The 19,828-nt window shown below is 42.3% G+C and carries 10 protein-coding genes; 3 read left to right on the plus strand and 7 right to left on the minus strand.

The window, feature by feature from the left end; all coding sequences use genetic code 11:
- Window positions 1–158: 158 nt before the first annotated feature.
- From HMPREF0106_RS04210 to HMPREF0106_RS04180, 7 genes are all read right to left on the minus strand, one after another.
- Window positions 159–1,712 carry a hypothetical protein gene (locus HMPREF0106_RS04210; protein ID WP_009040880.1) on the minus strand — a complete coding sequence of 518 codons (1,554 nt, stop codon included), beginning with the start codon at window positions 1,710–1,712 and terminating at the stop codon, window positions 159–161.
- 10 nt (window positions 1,713–1,722) lie between these two features.
- On the minus strand, window positions 1,723–3,135 hold the full coding sequence (locus tag HMPREF0106_RS04205; protein ID WP_032851607.1) for a hypothetical protein: 1,413 nt from the start codon (window positions 3,133–3,135) through the stop codon (window positions 1,723–1,725).
- Between the two features lie 3 nt (window positions 3,136–3,138).
- The gene (locus HMPREF0106_RS04200; RefSeq protein WP_032851608.1) at window positions 3,139–5,802 is read right to left on the minus strand and encodes a glycoside hydrolase family 2 TIM barrel-domain containing protein; all 2,664 of its coding nucleotides are present in this window, start codon (window positions 5,800–5,802) and stop codon (window positions 3,139–3,141) included.
- 11 nt (window positions 5,803–5,813) lie between these two features.
- On the minus strand, window positions 5,814–7,928 hold the full coding sequence (locus HMPREF0106_RS04195; RefSeq protein ID WP_050427895.1) for a BACON domain-containing protein: 2,115 nt from the start codon (window positions 7,926–7,928) through the stop codon (window positions 5,814–5,816).
- Window positions 7,929–7,953: 25 nt separating this feature from the next.
- Complete coding sequence (locus tag HMPREF0106_RS04190; RefSeq protein ID WP_009040884.1) at window positions 7,954–9,567, minus strand: RagB/SusD family nutrient uptake outer membrane protein; 1,614 nt, start codon at window positions 9,565–9,567, stop codon at window positions 7,954–7,956.
- Window positions 9,568–9,581: 14 nt separating this feature from the next.
- On the minus strand, window positions 9,582–12,641 hold the full coding sequence (locus HMPREF0106_RS04185) for a SusC/RagA family TonB-linked outer membrane protein (protein ID WP_009040885.1): 3,060 nt from the start codon (window positions 12,639–12,641) through the stop codon (window positions 9,582–9,584).
- 131 nt (window positions 12,642–12,772) lie between these two features.
- A complete protein-coding gene (locus tag HMPREF0106_RS04180; protein ID WP_009040886.1) occupies window positions 12,773–16,807 on the minus strand; it encodes a response regulator in 4,035 nt (1,344 codons plus the stop codon).
- A 401-nt stretch (window positions 16,808–17,208) separates the two neighbouring features.
- Between HMPREF0106_RS04180 and HMPREF0106_RS04175 the strand changes: the two genes are divergently transcribed.
- The 3 genes from HMPREF0106_RS04175 to rsgA all read left to right on the plus strand — a co-directional run bounded on the left by HMPREF0106_RS04175 (window position 17,209) and on the right by rsgA (window position 19,771).
- Window positions 17,209–18,120, plus strand: coding sequence for an EamA family transporter (locus tag HMPREF0106_RS04175; protein WP_004299199.1), 912 nt, complete (start codon window positions 17,209–17,211; stop codon window positions 18,118–18,120).
- Between the two features lie 51 nt (window positions 18,121–18,171).
- Complete coding sequence (gene frr / locus HMPREF0106_RS04170) at window positions 18,172–18,732, plus strand: ribosome recycling factor (protein WP_004299198.1); 561 nt, start codon at window positions 18,172–18,174, stop codon at window positions 18,730–18,732.
- A gap of 106 nt (window positions 18,733–18,838) precedes the next feature.
- A complete protein-coding gene (gene rsgA, locus HMPREF0106_RS04165) occupies window positions 18,839–19,771 on the plus strand; it encodes a ribosome small subunit-dependent GTPase A (RefSeq protein ID WP_008650069.1) in 933 nt (310 codons plus the stop codon).
- Window positions 19,772–19,828: the final 57 nt, after the last annotated feature.

The raw sequence follows: 19,828 nt of genomic DNA on the forward strand, positions 1-19,828 counted from the left end.
TATTCATTTGTCTATCAGATGATACTCTACTCTGATAAGACATTGATTATTCATTTAAAAATAAGAAGTGCGAATTTTGCAGTATAGCTTTAATCAAAACTAATCCTGTAAAATTCGCACTTTGTTTTTCCTCTCAAATATTATATAGAAACAAACACCTATTTATCAAAATACTGAATCAAATCATACGCATTAAAATTCAATTCGCGGGCAAAGAAAGATAAATAAGGAAAGAGTTGATAAGAATTATCATAAAGACCTTTATTAGCAGGTTTCGACGAATTATCCGTACCATCATCATCCTGATATTTGAACCAATGCCATCCGATACAATTCTTAGCTTCAAGCAATCCTAATGTAAAATGCTGATAAGCATAAGCTCTCTCGTATTGTGTAGGGACAGAATATCCGGCTCCCGACTGGTTATTCAGATCAGAGTCCTCCACCCCTTTCGTATAAAACTCACTTACAAGAAACGGTTTGTCCGCCCAATTAGCCCAATCAGCAATCGCTGTTGTCAGTTCAGGACTCCAACGACTATAATAGTTGATAGAAATAACATCACAATATTTTCCGGCAGCTCTCACTACTCCTTCCATATATTTAGGAGTTCCATGTAATCTAGTTCCCAGATAAAGCAACTTATCATCTACTTTCTTCACTGCCTCTTTCACTGCTTTATAATATTTCTCTGCTACAATCCCGGCAAACTCATTATTCAAGTCATCCGTCACACTTTGCGTACCTTTAGAATCCATAAAAGCTTTCGCCGCAACATAAGCCGGATCACTTGAGTTACTGATAGCCAGAAAACGATCCAAAATCCGGGAACTGTTTGAAGAGAAGTTTATCTCATTATCAGAAAAGAAACCTAGCACATTAGGATCCCGCAAATAATCTGCGAAAGCACTACCTGCCAAATATGATTCACACCATTCAGTCCATCCATTATAAAACACAAGACCTGCCGCGTTATCATCGCTTCCTCCGGGATAATTATAAGACTTCGCACTCTTGAACTGGCTTAAAAAAGCAAATGAAGGCGCCAAAGTTAACGGACTGCTCGGATTGGAAGCATTATGAGTCTGAATCAGTGAATAAGTTCCTGTGCAGAAAGCACCTGTACCGTGAAAGCCGATCTCACTCAATTCACGTTGAGTAGTAGACAACCATTTTTCGTCAGTTCCAAACCTGCTATTCCAGGCCGTTTTATTACGACTGGAAGTTCCCTTACGCAAAGAAGTCGCACTACGTTCCAGATGCAGACAACCTTCCGGATCAACCAACCACCAACGTCCGTCTATTTTCTTCGTATAAAATCTTCCCGTAGCCGCCTGTTTCGGAAGTGTAGTCGAACTTCCGTATTTATTAACCGACTCCTGATACGCTTTCAACGTTTTAATAGCCGGCTTATACCCGTCCATATACGCAATAATACGTGTATTCTCTGTTTTCCAACTAGATATAGGCGGATAAGCACTGGAATACTTAACACTGATAGGGCGATACATATTGGCATTTAATGACGGAGTATACATCACAGAAGCTCCGGGAGCAGGCAAATCCTCCGGATATTCCGACTCTACATCTCCCCCTCCCATCACTATGTCAGGAGGCATAAAATTAGGATCTTTATCATCATCATCCGTACAAGACACCATAGGAATAGAACTTATAAACAGAAAAGTTCCCAATATAAATAGTTTTTTCATGGTATGTATTTTATTTATTATTAGTTGATTGTTGGTCGAACCAGTCAGCCAAACGATAAGCGTTGATATTCAATTCTTTCATAGCATCAGCCAACGGTTTATAAAAATTGTATTCATTATCTACCAGTCCCTTGTTAGAGTCCAGATTCGAAGGATCTACCCCTTTTGCCGTCGGATCATTATCCTGATAACGGAACCAATGCCATCCGACACAATTCCCACTTTCCAATAATCCTAAAACAAAATGCTGGTAGGCATATCCACGTTCCTGCTGGGTTTGAACGGTGAAACCTGCCCCTGTTGTGTTTGCCAGCCCTGAATCCATTCCTTTCGTATAAAATTCCGTGATGATGAAAGGTTTTTGAGCCCATTCGCCCCAATGCTTCATGGTCTTCTCATTCGGTGTCCATGCACCATAGTAGTTAATAGCAACGACATCACAATACCTGCCTGCCGCTTCCACAATCTGGCGGACAAACTTAGGTTTTCCATGTAGACGACTACCTAAATAAAGGTGATTGGGATCATACTTCCGAATCGCTTCCGACACCACTTTGTAGTATCGTTCCGCTACTACTCCCGCAAACTCTTCCCGATGTTCGTCCGTAATTTGTTGCAAAGTAATACCCTGCTGTTTCAACCAGGATTCTGCATACAATCTTCCCGGATCATTGGGATTCTTCAAAGTCAGATACCCCTCCAGATTCTTCGGCCCGAACGGCAGTTCATTATCCGAAAAATAGCCGATGATATTTTTATCCGTTTTATTTGCGACCAGTTTTTGTGCCATCTCATCGCAATAGGTTTCGAACTCCGGGTCAAAAACGAAAATACACTGATTAGGATATCCCGTATTACCAGGTAACTGATAAGTTCCTCCGCGTTTCTTCCCATATCCACTCATCAGGTTCAGAATGATTGAGCGAGTCAGTACCTCCTTATGAGAGGCATTGTAAGAGGCAATAGCTTCTTCATTACTCCAGGAGCCGGTCCCGGAAAAACCCAGCGAATGAATCATCCGTGCCGTTCCTTCGATCCATTTTTCCTCCGTACCGAATTTGTCCAGCATTGCTTGTTTATTGCGTTCGGAAGTACCTAAACGTACTCCTACCACCACTTTCTGCAAATGCCGATACCCATCGGGATCAATCATCCACCATCGATCTCCGATACGTTCTACCCTGAAAAATCCTGTAGCCCGATGCCTGGAAGCATCCAAATCACTTCCATACTTATTCACACGTACTTTACCAGTAGGTTTGAACCCATCCAATTGAGCAATAGTACGGGTATCATACTCTTTCCAAGGCAGATTTTTCTGTCCTTTCACCCACGGACGGGCAGTGACCTTAAATGTACGTCCCTGGGCATAACCAAACTGGGATAACAGCAGTAAAAACAATATAACTATACTATTTTTCATCATCTAATATTCTTTTACGATTCGTATTGCATTTAAAATGGGCACAGACTCCACCGCTCCAAAACGAACAACAAGCCCCTTTCCTTGTGAAACCGGAACAATATATTTCTTAATAACCGCACGTTCGGAACCGTATTCTTCTGCAATATTCAGTTGCTTGGCAACAGATACTCCATTTATATCCACAGAAAATACCCGGTTAATATAGTCCTCCCTCACCACATCATTTCCTAAATTATACACCAAAGCCTCTCTTTTATTTTCAGAAGTAAGTTCTGTCCAATATAAATATACAGCATAAACACCATCCGGTACATCTGCCTTAAAAGCTTCAATACCTACTCGCTGTGTCTGGAAGACAGGATCCTGATCCGTCCCCAGTATATCTGTATCGCTAGCAGGCAAAGAGCCATAACGAGTTTTGTTCGGAGCCACTTCCCCACCAATATATCCCCATGAACCTTCTGCATAAGCCTGTTCGGGTATCCAGCACATCTCTGCTATCCGGTCCTCAAAATAGCGTCGAGCACCCAGTAATACATTGATTTCCGTAAAGCCATTCTTCACATTGACACATTTAAAATCACAAACATACTGGTCACGATATTCACGTCCCTCCTTTTCAATCACAGCATCCACCACATTCTTTCCGTTTACAAAAGGAATGTCCACGGAAACCACCTTATCTGCTACCGGATATACTCCCAAACATTTTCCATTCAAAAAGACCTCCACCTTATCCGCGTTAGTATAAACTTTCAGCGGTTGCGTACAACTCTTTCCATCCCGACTGGCTCCTGCCCTATTCTTCCAAGATTTAGAAGCAATATGCAGGACAGGTGACTCTTTCAGATAAGCCTGATAAAGATAATATCCGTCCTTACGTTCTCTATCCGTACTTACCAACCCTTTATTGTTCACATGAGGCATAGCATTTCTTCTGGCTTCGGAATAAAAATCATTCAAATTCCAGACCATAGCCCCCACGATATAATCCCTTTTTAGAATTTCAGGCAAATAATGTTCATGATAGACAGAGCCGAACTCACAACTAAAATCAAACCGCACCGGCGAAAAAGAGTGAATACGAGTATCTACATCCGCCCCATATTCGGTAATAAGCAACGGTTTATGAGGAAACTCCTTGTGAAGTTCTTCCAGTTTCTCTTCAAATCCGCCCAAATTACCACCATACCATCCATTATAAAGATTAAATCCCAATAACATCGGCAATTCAGTAATCCCTGCTTCCTGATAGATTTGGGAAGCAGAATGACAAGGCAACATGGTATAGCGTTCCGAGTCCAGACTTCTGATCTGCGCCTCAACAGCCGAAGCTATTTGATGAAGAAACTTCATATATTCCGCCCGTTCTTTCTTGTTGTCAGGATTAAAGGGAGGACGCAAAAGCACTTCATTCATGTAAGCCCAAATGATGACAGACGGATAATTATAGTTCTGACAAACCATTTCCGTAGCCTGTTCCACACAGTTGTCCATAAACGCCCTACTTTGAGTAATGGCATTTACAATCGGAATTTCAACCGAAGTCAACAGCCCCAACTTATCACACATCTGCATCACAACCGGATCTTGCGGATAATGAGCCACTCGCAGGAAATTACTTCCCATATCCTTACTCAACTGTATATCCCGGATATGCATTTCATCCCGCAAGGCATTCCCCATTCCTTTGTAATCCTGATGCCGGCTGGTACCAATCAATTTCCGATATTTCCCGTTCAGGAAAAAACCTTTCTCCGCATCAAAATGATATTCACGGATTCCCAGCGGATTAACAACGCAATCGAGAACTTCTCCCTTTTTATTCTTCAAACGGCTATACACCTTATATAAATAAGGAGAATCAACATCCCACCGTTTGGGTTGCGCAATAGTCATCAACGCTTCAAAGGCTACATTCTTCTCCCCTGCCTTCACATTCACTTTCTTTGCGGAAAGTGCCACTCTATTACCGTCTGCATCCAAAATCTCCGTTTCAAGAATCAATGCCTGATTACTTTTCAAAGCATTGGACAAGAATGTTTTTGCACACACTTCTGCTTGAGCATCTGTTATCCCAACAGTTTTGAGATATACTCCACTGGAAGCATAATGAGTGGTAGACAGTTGCACGGGCGAAGTATACACCAGATAAACATCCCGATAAAGTCCGCCGAAGAAAGTGAAATCCGCCGAAAGAGGAGCAATATCCGGATTATAAGAGTTGTCAACACTCACTGCCACCAAATTGCGTCCGGTATGAACATAGTCAGTCACATCAAACGTAAAAGCAGAATAACCACCTTTATGATTCCCTACCAACTTTCCATTCACAAATACATTTGTCTCCTGATTGGCTCCTTCAAAACAAAGATAAACTCTTTGACCTGCAATCAGTTCCTCCACTGTCACGGCTTTCCTGTACCAGCCTTTTCCCCGGAAATAACCGGGGATTTCATCTTCTGCATCTTTTGAATTCCAAGTATGAGGAATGGAAACGTCAGTCCAACCGGACACATCAAAGTCAGCAGTGGACGCGTCTCCCTCAAAGAGGGAGAACTTCCAACCATCGTTGATCGTTTGCGTCACACGCTGACCGCAGACCGTGCTGGCAACAATCAATAACAAGCAGGCTAAGATTATTTTTCTATATACCTTATACATACCTAATACCATTATTTCGAGATTGAACGGACTGCGCGAATATATCTTGCCCCAGACTTTTTCCCATTTGCTTTATCCCAAGCAAGCGGTTTTCCAAAACGTACATAAAATGCATTTGTACCACTTGACGTTTCACGACTAGCCCAATAAGAATCTCCGGTAGAAGAAGCCGCTGCCGTATTCATAGCAGTTCCTCCTACATTAGTAACTATCAGATCCCATGCCGCACGATTTGCTTTCTCAAAATCAGTAATCGCATTCGGATTATCCTCCGTCGCATCTGCTACTTTAGTCCCATTATAGGTTTCAAACATCTGTTCCAGATCCGATCTTGTAGGCCAATACCATCCGGAACCTTTATCCATGCAATATTTAAGAGCAGGCATTTCCGCTGCATTCGGCAATGCTGCCATGGCAGTAGTATTTGCCAAACCGTTATCATTAGATAAAGTCACTCCGGTAGAAGCCGGAGAGTCTGCTGTAGACCATGCCAAATTCTCTCTGTCCAACGACATGATTTTAGCTTTACCACGATTAGTTCCATCTACCCAGAATACAATGCCTCCTTTTAACGATCCATTATCCGCAATTACCTGTCCCACCGCAAACTCGGAACTTAAAAGTCCTCTCTGTGTAATCGTGACCTCTTGTTTAGGTGCATTCGCTCCATTTCCGGCTATTACCGTAGCAGTCGTTACCCGGCTAGAACTATTCAGATTGGGAGATAAAGTCCAAAAATAAAGAGTTTTACTTGTTACATCAACATACGCTTTCACCCAAGATTCATCAGTGATATTTATTGCAAATTCCGTCTCATCAGAAATCATTGTAATTACCTCTGATTTTGCTACCGCATCAGGAGTAATAGTCACCGCATTGGTACTCAATTCGAGGGAAGCGTCTCCCTCGGCAGCTACATTTTGATTCACCGTTACCTCCACTGCTTTTGCGGCTGCGCCAGTACCGGCTGTTATTGTAGCAATTGTCATACGAATATTACCAGTGGTATTTTTTGATTTTGCCTTGAACGTAACTGTTGTGCCTGAAATAGTATATGAAAGCCAGGAATCATCTGCCAACACTACACTGAATACACTCTTATTGGATGTCAACGTAACATTTGCTTCCGCTTCGTTAGCACCTTCCAATGTCACAGGATTGGGAGCCACCGTCAGAGTTGCCGGCTCTTCAGGATAAGTATAATCACCAATTGTGCGCATACATCTCACAAAACGGTTGGTAGCTGTTTTATTTCCTGCATCAGCACCAGACTTTCCGAAACGTACCCAATAAGCCTTATCCCCTGCTGCATTTTCCGTACTCGACCAATAGCTTTCCCCATTGCCCGAACCAGCAGCCTCGTTTATCACATCCCCTTGTAAATCAGTCAACATCTTATCAAATGCCGCACGTGCCGCTTTTTCAACTTCCGTCAACTTATCAGGTACAACCGAAGCAAAATCCGGGTCAGCATGTCCAATACCGTTGTAAACATCAAACAACTCCCATAACTCATCACGTGCAGGCAGATACCATCCCTCACCCAACGACTGACAGTATGCCACTGCATCATTTGCAGCAGGAGCAGTAAACAAAGCCGTATTGGCATATCCATTCACTGTAGAAAGCGCATTATGAGACATCACAGAGGCCTCAAAAGGATTTCCTCCCTGACGTTTTACAGATACAGCTTTTCCTACCATCTTGTCCGAAGGATCCACCCAGAAAATCATACCGATACCATCATCTACACTTTGTCCTACCTTCAAAGAAAGGTCCGGTTCTTTGGAATCCTGTGTAACCGTCACTTCCACTGTATATGAACCGCAAGTCAGTTTCACGACAGTACTCCTTGCATCCTCACCGTCATTCTGCGTCAAGGCAGTGTATATTACACTTTTAGCGTTTACATCTACAGAAAGCCACTCCGCTTGATATTGAGCAACAACCTGACCGACATTAGTATATAATAGCGATGTAACGGAAGAACCCGCCGCTTTTGCCAGGTTTACTTTTGTATCTTTACAATTAAATTCAGGCATCACACGTACCGACGCATCATCGACACAGGAAAACAGCCCCAGATTTAAAATCAATAACAGATATATTATTCTTTTCATACTCATTCATGTTTTACAGATAATCAATCGCTTAATACCAATTCTCATTCTGCGGAAAATTCTCTTTCCCCATCAAGTCAATCTGCTCCTGTGGGATAGGCCAACATTCGTGCTTTCCAACTACAAAACTGGTACGACATTCCGCATAATCTTTATCTAAATAAGGATTTTCAGCTTTTGTCTCGCCATAATGCGCTTTCACCCTTTCACCCAAAAGCCCCAAACGTTTTAGTAAAGGCCAACGGACTCCCTCGAAGTTCAGTTCACGGGCATATTCATCCAAAAGAATATCTTGCGTTAGAGGTCCCGCAAATTTGTCATTCCCGGCACGTTCCCATGTTTTATTGTAGCAGCGCAGAGCATCCGTGCTCATTCCTCCGTCACGGCGCATATACGCTTCTGCCGCCATTAAGTAAGTTTCAGCCAGTCGATAGACAATCAAATCCTTGAATCCCGTTGTCCGGTCCGGATTATCGGCCATAGTCCACTGGTCAAAGTATTTTTTCGACATGAAATGTAACGTCTCACAATAACTGGAACTTTTCGCAAGGGGAATCAATTCGCCATATTTAGGAGAAGTAGGTTCATTGTATTTGAAACGGTGTACAAACAATTCATTGTATCGTGTATCTTTAGCCTGATCATACAAACTCAATAAATAGGTATTCGGATAAATACGTCCCCAACCATATCCACCCTGATCGGCCGTATTGATACAACCTGCAATTTTATTGATTCGGGTAGTAGTCTGAATAGAGATACGATGTCCGGCAACCGGAGTTCCGGAACCTCCTCCACCCAAGTTTTGTGAATATTGGAAACTCCACAACACTTCCGGGGATTTCAAATCTGCGCTATTAAACACATTCTCGGCCTTCTTTTCCATTGAGTAAATGCCCTCCTGTTTAAAGATGTCTTCACATTCCTCAATGGCTGTATCCCAATCCGATTCCCACATGGCAACCTGTGCACGGACATGTTTGGCAGTCGCTTTCGTTACCCGTCCATACAATACATTTCCGTTATTTTGAGGAAGCGACCAGTCCAGACCTTTCATCGCATCATCCAAGTCAGTCGTCATCAATGTCATCAGTTCTTCATGAGAAGCCGGTTTATACTCCCGTTTCAGATTATCGACAGTGGTTGGAGTGACGTTCAGATAAAGGCGGTCAAAGCGTTTCCAAAGTTCAAAATAGCTCCGTCCTCTGAAGAATTTCGCTTCACTCCATGCGTGCAATACATCGCTGTCATCCAGTCCCAAGGCTTCTGCCGCTACAATAATTTCATTTGCTTTTCCGATAATCCCATAGTGATGTTTCCAGAACTTATTGACATCTCCAGTACTTGGAGTAAAACTTGTATTCAAACGTCCGATTGAGGTAGAAACACCTGCTCTAAGTATGGCAATATCCGTATTAAAGTCACACATGGTAACGATGTACAGATTAGATTCGTTATTATCCGCTCCACCCGGTAATTCACGTGCCAGGGAATACAATCCTGTAACGGCAGTATTCAATCCTTCGGGAGTAGTGAACAGATAATTATTCGTCACGTCTGTTTTTGATTCCAGATTTAATAAATCCGAGCAGGAAGCGGTCAACATTCCGCAAATGACAAAGGCTGTATATATTAACTTTTTCATAAGGATTCTTTATTTTAGAATGAAACATTGACACCAAACACATATTGTCTGGACTCCGGATAAGACCCTGGAGTCAGTTCGGGACTATAAGATTTAAACTCCGTAAATGTCAGCAAGTTAGTAGCAGTTGCATACAATCGTAATTTATGAATCGGAGTATTCTTCAATAGTCGGGTGGGGAAAGTATATCCCAGTTGTAAGGTGCGTAAACGGATATAAGAAGCATCCTGAATGGCAATGGCACTCAAATATGCAGGGTCCGCACTATAAGAAGGACGTGGGAATTTGTTCGAAGGATTGAACGGAGTCCAATAATCCACCTTCACCCCATTCAATTTTCCACGTAAAGAACCACCGGAATTATACTCGTACAAATAACCGTTCTTAATCTTTCTGCCGGAAACTCCATACCAGTCCATGAACAGGTCAAATCCTTTCCAGTTCCATGTAGAAGAAAGGGAGAGTGTAAACTTCGGATCTTTACGGATAGGTACCCTGTCATCAGCTGTAATCTTTCCATCCCCGTTGTTATCACGCACCTTGACCATTCCCGGTTCAATAGCGCCACCGTAATTAATCGGACTGTCGGCCACACCGTCATTATCACTATCATAGGTGTTTTTCAGTGTATAGACCAGATTTCCTGTACCATCACGAGTGATATCAAAATCATCATACTGAAAAATTCCATCTATCAGATAATCATAGTATACATTGATCGGTTCTCCGATAATCCACCCCTGGGCTACCTGACTTGCCGGTTTCCCGTTCTCATCGAGAGTATCGTCAATACGGACAATTTCATTCTTATACATGCTGAAATTAGTTCCGAGTGTCCAGGTAAACTCCTTTGTACGTACCACGTCACCATTTAAAGAAAGATCAATACCACTGGATTTCGTCTTTCCCAGATTATCTAGCATGGTAGTATATCCGAGTGACGCATTCAGGGAACGTTTCACCAACAAATCCTTCGTATGAGTATTATAATACTCAACCGTACCATTCAGACGCCCATTGAAGAAACTAAAATCAACACCAAAGTTAGCTGTTGCAGACTGTTCCCATTTCAGGTTTGGATTAGACAGTTCCTTGCCCGGCAAATATCCCATTTGAAAAACATTTCCAAACTCATATCCTTTATTATCAGCCAGTCCCAAAGTAGTATAATTGCCGATACCGTTCTGATTACCTACAATACCATAACTCACACGCAGTTTCAGGTTATCAATCCACGACACATCTCTTAGGAAACTCTCCTGATTGACACGCCAGGCAAAAGCTGCCGACGGGAAAGTTCCCCATTTATTTTCTTTTCCGAAACGGCTGGAACCGTCACGGCGGATAGCCACGTTCAACAAATAACGATCTAAAAGCGAATATTGCGCCCGAGCCATGAAAGACACCAAGTTATTTTCATTAAACTGACGACGAGGCTTGCCTGTAAACTCACCTTGAGAAATGAAGTTCCAGTCTTTATCCACCGGAAGATTCTCAACCGAGTACCCGACAGACTTCGAACCATTATGGTCGACAGACTGAACGCCGGTCAATGTCAACTGGTGTTTCTTGTTGCGGATAGGCACTTTATAGGTCACAATATTCTCAACCAGCCAGTTCTGTGTACGCGATTCGTCAAGAACGGCCGTTCCTCCGCCTCCCGGATATTGGGAATCTTTATAAGAACCGTCTTCAGACGTCTGATTATAAACAGAAGTATTCAGACGATAATTGAATCCCTTGAAAGGTTTCACATCCATAAAAAAGTTCAGGCGGTAATTATCACGGGTTACTTCACGTCCATAATGTTCGGCACGGTACAAAGGATTATAATTTCCTTCCGAGTTGATATATTTTGTATACTTGCCATCCGCATCATATATCTCCGCCAATGGAGAACTGGTAATAAAATCATTAAAGTTACCATCCTCACGATCTTGTTTTGTCATCGCATAAGAAGAATTGATACCGAAACTAATCCATTTGGCTATTTCAAAGTCCAGATTCAGTCTTAAAGAAAACTTCTGATACCCCGATCCGGTAACCACCATTCCTTGTTGGTCAAAGTAGTTGGCACCTGCCGATACTTTGATTTTTTCTGTTCCTCCACGTACACTGACGTCATGATTATGATAGATTGCATTTCTGAACATTTCTTTTTCCCAGTCGATAAACTTTCCACTGGCCCATACCCGCTGCATCACCTCGTCTTCCAACGCTTCGGCTATAGAAATCTCACGCGCATCAATTATTCCTTTATCATGCGCCTTTGCTTCACGACGAAGCTGCATATATTCTTCGGGAGAGTAGAAATCGAAATTTCTCCAGAGAGATTGAATACCCAGATAACCATTATAGTTGACTTCCACTTTTCCGGCTTTACCACGTTTGGTAGTCACCAGTACCACACCGTCACTGGCGCGTGCACCATAAATAGCCTGTGACGCAGCATCTTTCAGGATTTCAACCGATTCAATATCATCCGCACTCAACGTACTGAACTCTGTTGCATTGGAAGGAGAACCATCTATAATATATAAAGGTGCATTGTCTGCACTGATAGAACGGGAACCACGAATGGTAATCGAAGGAGTCGATCCCGGTCGTCCGGAACTACTCGTTACATTCACACCTGCGGCACGTCCACGTAACATGTCAGCCACATTTCCGGCGGGAAATGTTTTCATTTCATCCGCTTTGACCGAAGCAACCGAAGTGGCCACATCACTCTTACGCTGAACTCCATAACCGACAACCACCAATTCATCGAGCATTTTCGACTCTTCCACCATATTCACATTCAGTACCGTTTTCGTACCGACACGTATTTTTTGTTCCTTATATCCTATACAAGAAAAAACAAGGGTAGATTTAGCCGAGACACTGATTGAATATTTTCCATTTACATCCGTCACTGTACCGTTAGTAGTCCCCTCCTCCATGATATTAACTCCGGGGATCGGTCCAAGTGCGTCTGTCACCACTCCAGAAACTCTGACGTTTTGAGCACTAACCTCTAAAGAGATAAGAAAGGCTGTCAGGAACACAGCCCATTTAATTACGATGTTTTTCATACTATGTAATAATTTGAATGATTACAGCGCAAAAATCCCAATTATTAATGATTTCGAATAATAGAATCGTCCGTATAAAAGTTCAAATAGTACAAATCTCGTCAGGCAGAAAGTATATAAAACACTATAAATTAATAGTTTGCATATTTCCGTCTATAAGCAGCCGGAGTAATATCATAAGCATTTTTAAAACACCGGATAAAATAACTTGGATTAGAAAAACCGTAATCAAATGCTATATCAGCAATCAGGGCATTGGGGTCATTCCGCAATTTTTCTGTTGCTTTTTTCAGTCTCAAAGATAAAATAAAGTCATTCGGGGTCTGTCCGGTCAATGCTTTCAATTTGGTGAAAAGCAACGTTCTGCTCATACACATTTCTCGTGCAAAAGTAGCTACGTCAAAGTCTGGGTTATCAATATAAGATTCCACAATCGCCGTAGCATCCATCAACATCTTTTTATCGATCGGATTAAACGGAAGGTCTTCCACTTTAGGTTCGTCGTTTCGAACAAACCGTTGTTGAAGTAGTTTACGAGTCTGAATGATATTGTTGCACCGGGCTACCAATATCTTGATATTAAAAGGTTTGGAGATATAATCATCCGCACCTGTCTGCAAGCCTTCCAAAGTATGTTCTTCCCGGTTGCGGGCTGTCAGCAAGACAACAGGTATATGGCTGGTCTGCAAATTACTTTTCAACTTCTCGCACATTTCCAGTCCGGACATAACAGGCATCATGATGTCACTTACAATCATCTGCGGTTGGAGCGAAGAAGCCCGTTCCAATCCTTCCTGCCCATCGGCAGCCGTATATACCTCATATATCTGTTCAAAAATCTGCGTCAATACTTTACGCATTTCCGGGTTATCTTCTACAATCAGTATTTTCACCGTTTTATCCGGCTTCACCATTTCCGAGATTTCTTGAGGCTCTATTATATAATGTTCGGCAACGTGCTCGTCTGCGGAGGAAGAGGCTTCCATATTCATATTCGCATCCCGGTGGAGAGTAACGGTAAAAGAGGTAACTCCATTCAGTTCGCTTTCCACTCCGATGGTTCCCTGATGCAACTCTACAATTCCTTTCGCCATCGCCAATCCAATGCCCGATCCTTTGACAGTTCGTGTGGTTGTTGCCGAATCATCCTGCCAAAACCGTTCAAATACATGTTTGATCTTGGATTTATCAATGCCTACCCCCAGGTTGTTGACTGAAATCACAATGTCATTATCTCCTTCCGCTGACAGCTCAACAGAAATCCAGTCACCAGGCTTCGTATACTTAAAAGCGTTGGACAATAAATTATAGAATACTTTCTCTATCTGTGTTTTGTCAATATACAAATCAGCTTCTTTCAGAGTGGAAGAAAAGCGGAGATCTATCTTATTCAGTTGGGCATAACTATAGAAAGAGCCACAAATTTCCTCTATCACCGCCACAATATTCTCTTTAGAAATCTTTAGTTTCAAGTATCCCTGATCCTGCTTACGGATATCAATGACTTCATCCACGAGGTTATTCATCCGGCGGGAATTTTTATAAATATCCAGAATCTTATTATATACTTCAGGAATAATGTCCTTATGCATCAGGAGCATTTCGAGCTGGCTGGATATAAGCGTTAACGGAGTACGGAATTCATGCGATACATTGGTAAAGAAACGCAGTTTGGACTGGTTCACACTTTCGATATACTCTTTTTCCCGTTTCTCGGCCAATAAAGAGTGCCGCAAGGTTTTTCGTATCCAGAACATACGGATAATATAGCCGGCAATAAGGATAGCTGCCAGCACCATCAGCAAAATAAACCATGCCCGCTGATAAACCGGAGCCTCCACTATCAGCTCAAAACTAACGGAAGGTGCTTCCCGACCGTGAACGCCCACCTGGTCGCCACGGACATGGAAAGTATAATGCCCCGGATGAAGATTGGTATAGGTAATCATCGTATTATCGCCCGCCTTCATATATTCGTTGTCAAAGCCTTCAAGTTTATATTCCAGACCGATATTAGAAATATTATTCAGGGTGTTACTTGCTATCTCAAAAGTGACGGAAGAATATCTGGGCGGCAATACTAACCGATGTTCATACAATACGGTTTCTTTGATAAGCCCCAACGAATCAAGCGGTTGTATTTCCGTATTATCCACAAGCACCCGTTTTACAAACACATCATAGTCAACAGACTGTTTGTTCAGCTTTTCCTGGGCGATAGAGACAATACCCGCCAGACCACACACGTAAATATCGTGGTCGGACGCAATATACAGCCCTCCATCATTTACATTATTCAAGGGAAAATCACTCTGTCTGTTATAGTTCTCGAATGTAGTCGTTGCCAGGTTGAATTTAGAGAAACCACCATTGGTTGCCACATAGATAGAACCATCCAAAGGACTCTCCACCAATCCGGTTATAAATCCATTTTCCAATCCCTGTTTCGCTCCGTATCCCACAAAAGAATCTGTTTTCTTATCAAATAGATAAATTCCCGAGCCTGTCGATCCCAGCCATATACGTCCTTTCTTATCACATAAAATGTGGTTGATGTGATGCTGCGCTGTGCTCTGCGCTATTTGGGAGAAAGGATAACTATGGGCAGTGCCCGCTTTGAGGTTGACTCGTATCAGATCAAAAGAGGTAGTCAGCCATAAATCCCCGTCTTTGTCAAACGTCATATCCCAAACCTGCGACAGATGTTTGGCAGCCAACGAAGGGTGTTCGAAATGATGAAGTCGAAGGTGTTTCTTATCCAACACAAGCAATCCTCCCTTGGCAGCTATCAATAAAGAATCGTGACCGGCAAACTCTATCATTTTCACCAGATTATAGGCTCTGTCAACAACTGTTTTTCCTTCCGGAGTATAGATGTTTTCCGGGATAGATTCTATATGTCCGGTCGACAGATTAATCCGGTTGATTCCCTGATAAAGAGAAGCTACCCAAAGATAATCCGGCTCTCTCTCATAATAAAGAGACTTCACTATCTTAAAAGAAAGCTCCTGAGAATAGACCTTTTTTAAAGGGGAAAAGCGTTTGGTATGTTTATCATAATAGTTCAACCCGCTTCCTTCACTTGCAAACCAGATCCGACCGGAACGGTCTTCGGCAATGGAACTGATAATATAAGAATTCAAATGACCGCCAACAGCCGTAGACGAGCGGTAAAAATGGAAAGCATCATTCGCTACATTATAATATTGGATTCCCTGATAGAAAGTCCCCAACCATAAAGTCCCCGAAGTGTCGTAATGCATCGAAATAATGGAACGTATATCGGCCGCCTCCACATTCAAGTCATATTCATAATCTGTAAACTCTCCGGTAAACAGGTTTAAAGTCTGCAAACCGGCATAGGTTCCGATATACAGGAGACTATCATTAGCTTGCGTCACATGACGCACATTATTATGGTTAATCGTATTTTCAGCTACCTTATTATGCTTGAAATGAGTAAGTGTTCCATCTTCATCCAACCGTATGAGCCCTCTGTTTCTGGTAGCTATCCAGATACTCCCGTTTCTATCTTCTGTTATTGAATTGACAGCTCCCACATCCATACGCCGGGTGATATGTGCAGACTGGTCGATGCAGTATACACCTTTCGAAGAAGTACCCACCACCACTGTCTGATTCTGACGAACCATGAGACTGTTCATCAATACATCCTCCTCATCCGAAGGAAATGAAAAGAATAACTCGGGCGCCTGGTCGAGGTTGCGATAACGGTAGATTTCTTTTCCGGTAGCTATCCATAATGCATCGTGCGCATAACAGATTCCCGCAACTTCTCCTTCACGCAACACCCTAAAACGATTCAAACGCATATCATAAAGAGTCACGCTCTGCAAACTACGGATAAAGAGCAATCCGGCTTTATTTCCGCAAACCTGCCTGATATTATTGATATTGATGGAATAAGGATTAGCGTTATCCGGCTTAAATACTTCAAACTTACGTCCGTCAAATCGATTCAGCCCGTCTTGAGTGCCGATCCACAAAAATCCGAATTCATCCTGATAGAAACAATTGACCGTTTGATGAGAAAGTCCCTGCCTTACATCCTTAAAGCGCATATTGATATCCTTCGTCACATTTGCCATGCAACAAAGTCCCGATATGAACAGGCAATAAACAACAAGAAATTTAACTTTGGTCATCTGTGTTTTTCGATAATTCAGATGCAATATTCGGGAAAATCCAAGATATATGCAAGTGTTTATTCAAAAACCTGATTGCCTATTGCCTGCAGACTATTACTCGGGAGGCGTATAACTAATCTCCCTACCGAATAAAATTAATCATCTGACGGTTAATTCTTTTTCGTCTGACTATAGTCAGACGAAAGTTCAACTATAGTCAGACGCAAGTTTAACAGTAGTCAGACGCAAGTTCGACTATAGTCAGACGATTAATTTTATGCATAAACAAGATTAGTTATCTCTTTACCAAGAAATAGTTTTTAGCATACGAAAGATTAAATTATACTATCAACCGCCTAAACACTTGTTTATCATTGGTGAACTGCGTACTTTTGCACGCCATTAAAAAAAGCAAAACAATGACTAACAAAACCAAAGGTTTTATCTATGGAGCGATTGCCGCTGCGAGCTACGGTATGAATCCTCTTTTTGCACTTCCGCTCTATGCAGCCGGAATGAGTGTCGATACCGTTTTATTCTACCGGTACTTCTTTGCGACAATCGTATTGGGTATTCTGATGAAAATGCAGCATCAGTCTTTTGCACTTCATAAGGCAGACGTTTTGCCCTTAGTCATTATGGGGCTGTTATTCTCTTTTTCATCACTGCTTTTGTTTATGAGCTATAATTATATGGATGCCGGAATTGCTTCAACGATTCTGTTTGTTTATCCGGTGATGGTAGCTGTCATTATGGGAATATTCTTCAAGGAAAAGATTTCCGCCATTACCGTTTTCTCCATCCTGCTGGCACTTTCAGGCATTGCCTTGCTCTATCAGGGAGACGGCAACAAACCGCTATCGACTTTGGGAATTATCTTTGTTCTGTTGTCTTCTCTCTCTTATGCTATATATATAGTAGGTGTAAACCGTTCGACATTGAAAAACCTGCCGACCACGAAACTTACCTTCTATGCCATTTTATTCGGACTATCGGTTTATATCGTCCGTTTAAATTTCTGTACGGAACTGCAAGTAATACCGTCTGCCTGGCTCTGGGCCGATGTATTATCACTCGCCATCCTGCCAACTGCCGTATCACTGGTCTGTACCGCACTGGCCATTCATTATATAGGCTCTACACCAACAGCAATATTGGGTGCTCTGGAACCAGTGACAGCTTTATTCTTCGGTGTTCTCCTGTTTCACGAAAAACTGACTCCCCGCTTAATGATGGGTATTTTAATGATTATCACCGCCGTTACCCTGATTATCATTGGCAAGTCACTCATAAAAAAGATGGGTATGCTGTTGCAGATGAACAAAAAATAATATACTTTTGCTACTTAATCAATCAAAATGCAATTTTAAATCTCAAAAAATATGGTAGACGTAAAGACTTGCCTTGACAATGCACAAGAAAAGATGGATATGGCCATCATGTATCTGGAAGAAGCACTGGCACATATCCGCGCCGGAAAAGCGAGTGCACGCTTATTAGATGGTATCCGCGTAGATTCTTACGGAAGTATGGTACCTATCAGCAATGTAGCAGCAATTACTACTCCGGACGCCCGCAGTATCGTGATCAAGCCTTGGGATAAAAGCATGTTCCGTGTCATCGAAAAAGCAATTATCGACTCTGACCTCGGTATCATGCCCGAAAACAATGGAGAAATGATCCGTATCGGTATCCCTCCCCTGACGGAAGAACGCCGTAAACAACTGGCAAAACAGTGTAAAGGAGAAGGCGAAACGGCTAAAGTAAGCGTACGCAACGCGCGTCGTGACGGCATCGACGCACTGAAAAAGGCCGTAAAAGACGGATTGGCAGAAGACGAGCAGAAGAATGCGGAAGCCAAACTGCAAAAAATCCATGATAAGTATATCAAACAAATCGATGATATGCTGGCTGAAAAGGATAAAGAAATTATGACCGTCTAAAAAATAATGAAGAATTAAGAATGAAGAATGAGGAATTATAATGCTGTATTATTCAGTTGAAACACAGCCTGAATTCTTCATTCTTCATTTTTAATTTATAATTTATATGAAAGGATTAGTAATCAAAAACACGGGTAGTTGGTATCAGGTGAAAACCGATGACGGACAATCTATTGAATGTAAAATCAAAGGGAATTTCCGATTGAAAGGGATTCGCAGTACTAATCCTGTTGCAGTGGGTGATCGTGTCCGGATTATACTTAATCAGGAAGGCACTGCTTTTATCAGTGAAATAGAAGATAGAAAGAACTACATCATCCGCCGTTCATCCAATCTTTCCAAACAATCTCATATCCTTGCTGCCAATCTCGACCAGTGTATGCTGGTGGTAACCATCAATTATCCGGAAACTTCCACTATTTTTATTGATCGCTTTCTTGCATCCGCAGAGGCCTATCGCGTCCCTGTCAAACTGGTATTTAATAAGGTAGATGCTTACGACGAAGATGAGCTCCGCTATCTGGACGCACTTATCAACTTATACACACAAATCGGCTACCCTTGCTTCAAAGTTTCCGCAAAGAACGGCACTGGAGTGGCTGAAATCAAAAAAGCACTGGAAGGCAAGATTACTTTATTTTCCGGACATTCGGGAGTCGGCAAATCGACTCTTATCAATTCCATACTGCCGGGCATAGCAGCCAAGACCGGCGAAATTTCTTCTTACCACAACAAAGGAATGCATACTACTACTTTCTCCGAAATGTTCCCTGTGGAAGGAGATGGCTATATCATCGATACTCCGGGTATCAAGGGCTTCGGCACATTCGATATGGAAGAAGAAGAGATCGGACATTATTTTCCCGAAATATTCAAAACCTCCGCCGACTGCAAATATGGCAACTGTACACATCGTCATGAACCGGGATGTGCCGTACGCAAAGCAGTGGAAGAGCACCTCATCAGCGAATCCCGTTATACCTCTTATCTCAATATGTTGGAAGATAAAGAGGAAGGAAAATATCGGGCTGCTTACTGATTAACTCTTTTTTACTCTTCCTTTCTTTAAACCTTTCCCATCAGGGAAAGTCTAATT

This window comes from Bacteroides sp. D22 (assembly GCF_000163675.1).
In the GTDB taxonomy this organism is placed as follows: Bacteria; Bacteroidota; Bacteroidia; order Bacteroidales; family Bacteroidaceae; genus Bacteroides; species Bacteroides xylanisolvens.

What these genes read in the sequence shown, in the direction of transcription:
- HMPREF0106_RS04210 (WP_009040880.1), bottom strand. Translation starts at nt 1,712, where the DNA reads ATGAAAAAACTATTTATATTGGGAACTTTTCTGTTTATAAGTTCTATT.
- HMPREF0106_RS04205 (WP_032851607.1), bottom strand. Translation starts at nt 3,135, where the DNA reads ATGAAAAATAGTATAGTTATATTGTTTTTACTGCTGTTATCCCAGTTT.
- HMPREF0106_RS04200 (WP_032851608.1), bottom strand. Translation starts at nt 5,802, where the DNA reads ATGTATAAGGTATATAGAAAAATAATCTTAGCCTGCTTGTTATTGATT.
- HMPREF0106_RS04195 (WP_050427895.1), bottom strand. Translation starts at nt 7,928, where the DNA reads ATGAGTATGAAAAGAATAATATATCTGTTATTGATTTTAAATCTGGGG.
- HMPREF0106_RS04190 (WP_009040884.1), bottom strand. Translation starts at nt 9,567, where the DNA reads ATGAAAAAGTTAATATATACAGCCTTTGTCATTTGCGGAATGTTGACC.
- HMPREF0106_RS04185 (WP_009040885.1), bottom strand. Translation starts at nt 12,641, where the DNA reads ATGAAAAACATCGTAATTAAATGGGCTGTGTTCCTGACAGCCTTTCTT.
- HMPREF0106_RS04180 (WP_009040886.1), bottom strand. Translation starts at nt 16,807, where the DNA reads ATGACCAAAGTTAAATTTCTTGTTGTTTATTGCCTGTTCATATCGGGA.
- HMPREF0106_RS04175 (WP_004299199.1), top strand. Translation starts at nt 17,209, where the DNA reads ATGACTAACAAAACCAAAGGTTTTATCTATGGAGCGATTGCCGCTGCG.
- frr (WP_004299198.1), top strand. Translation starts at nt 18,172, where the DNA reads ATGGTAGACGTAAAGACTTGCCTTGACAATGCACAAGAAAAGATGGAT.
- rsgA (WP_008650069.1), top strand. Translation starts at nt 18,839, where the DNA reads ATGAAAGGATTAGTAATCAAAAACACGGGTAGTTGGTATCAGGTGAAA.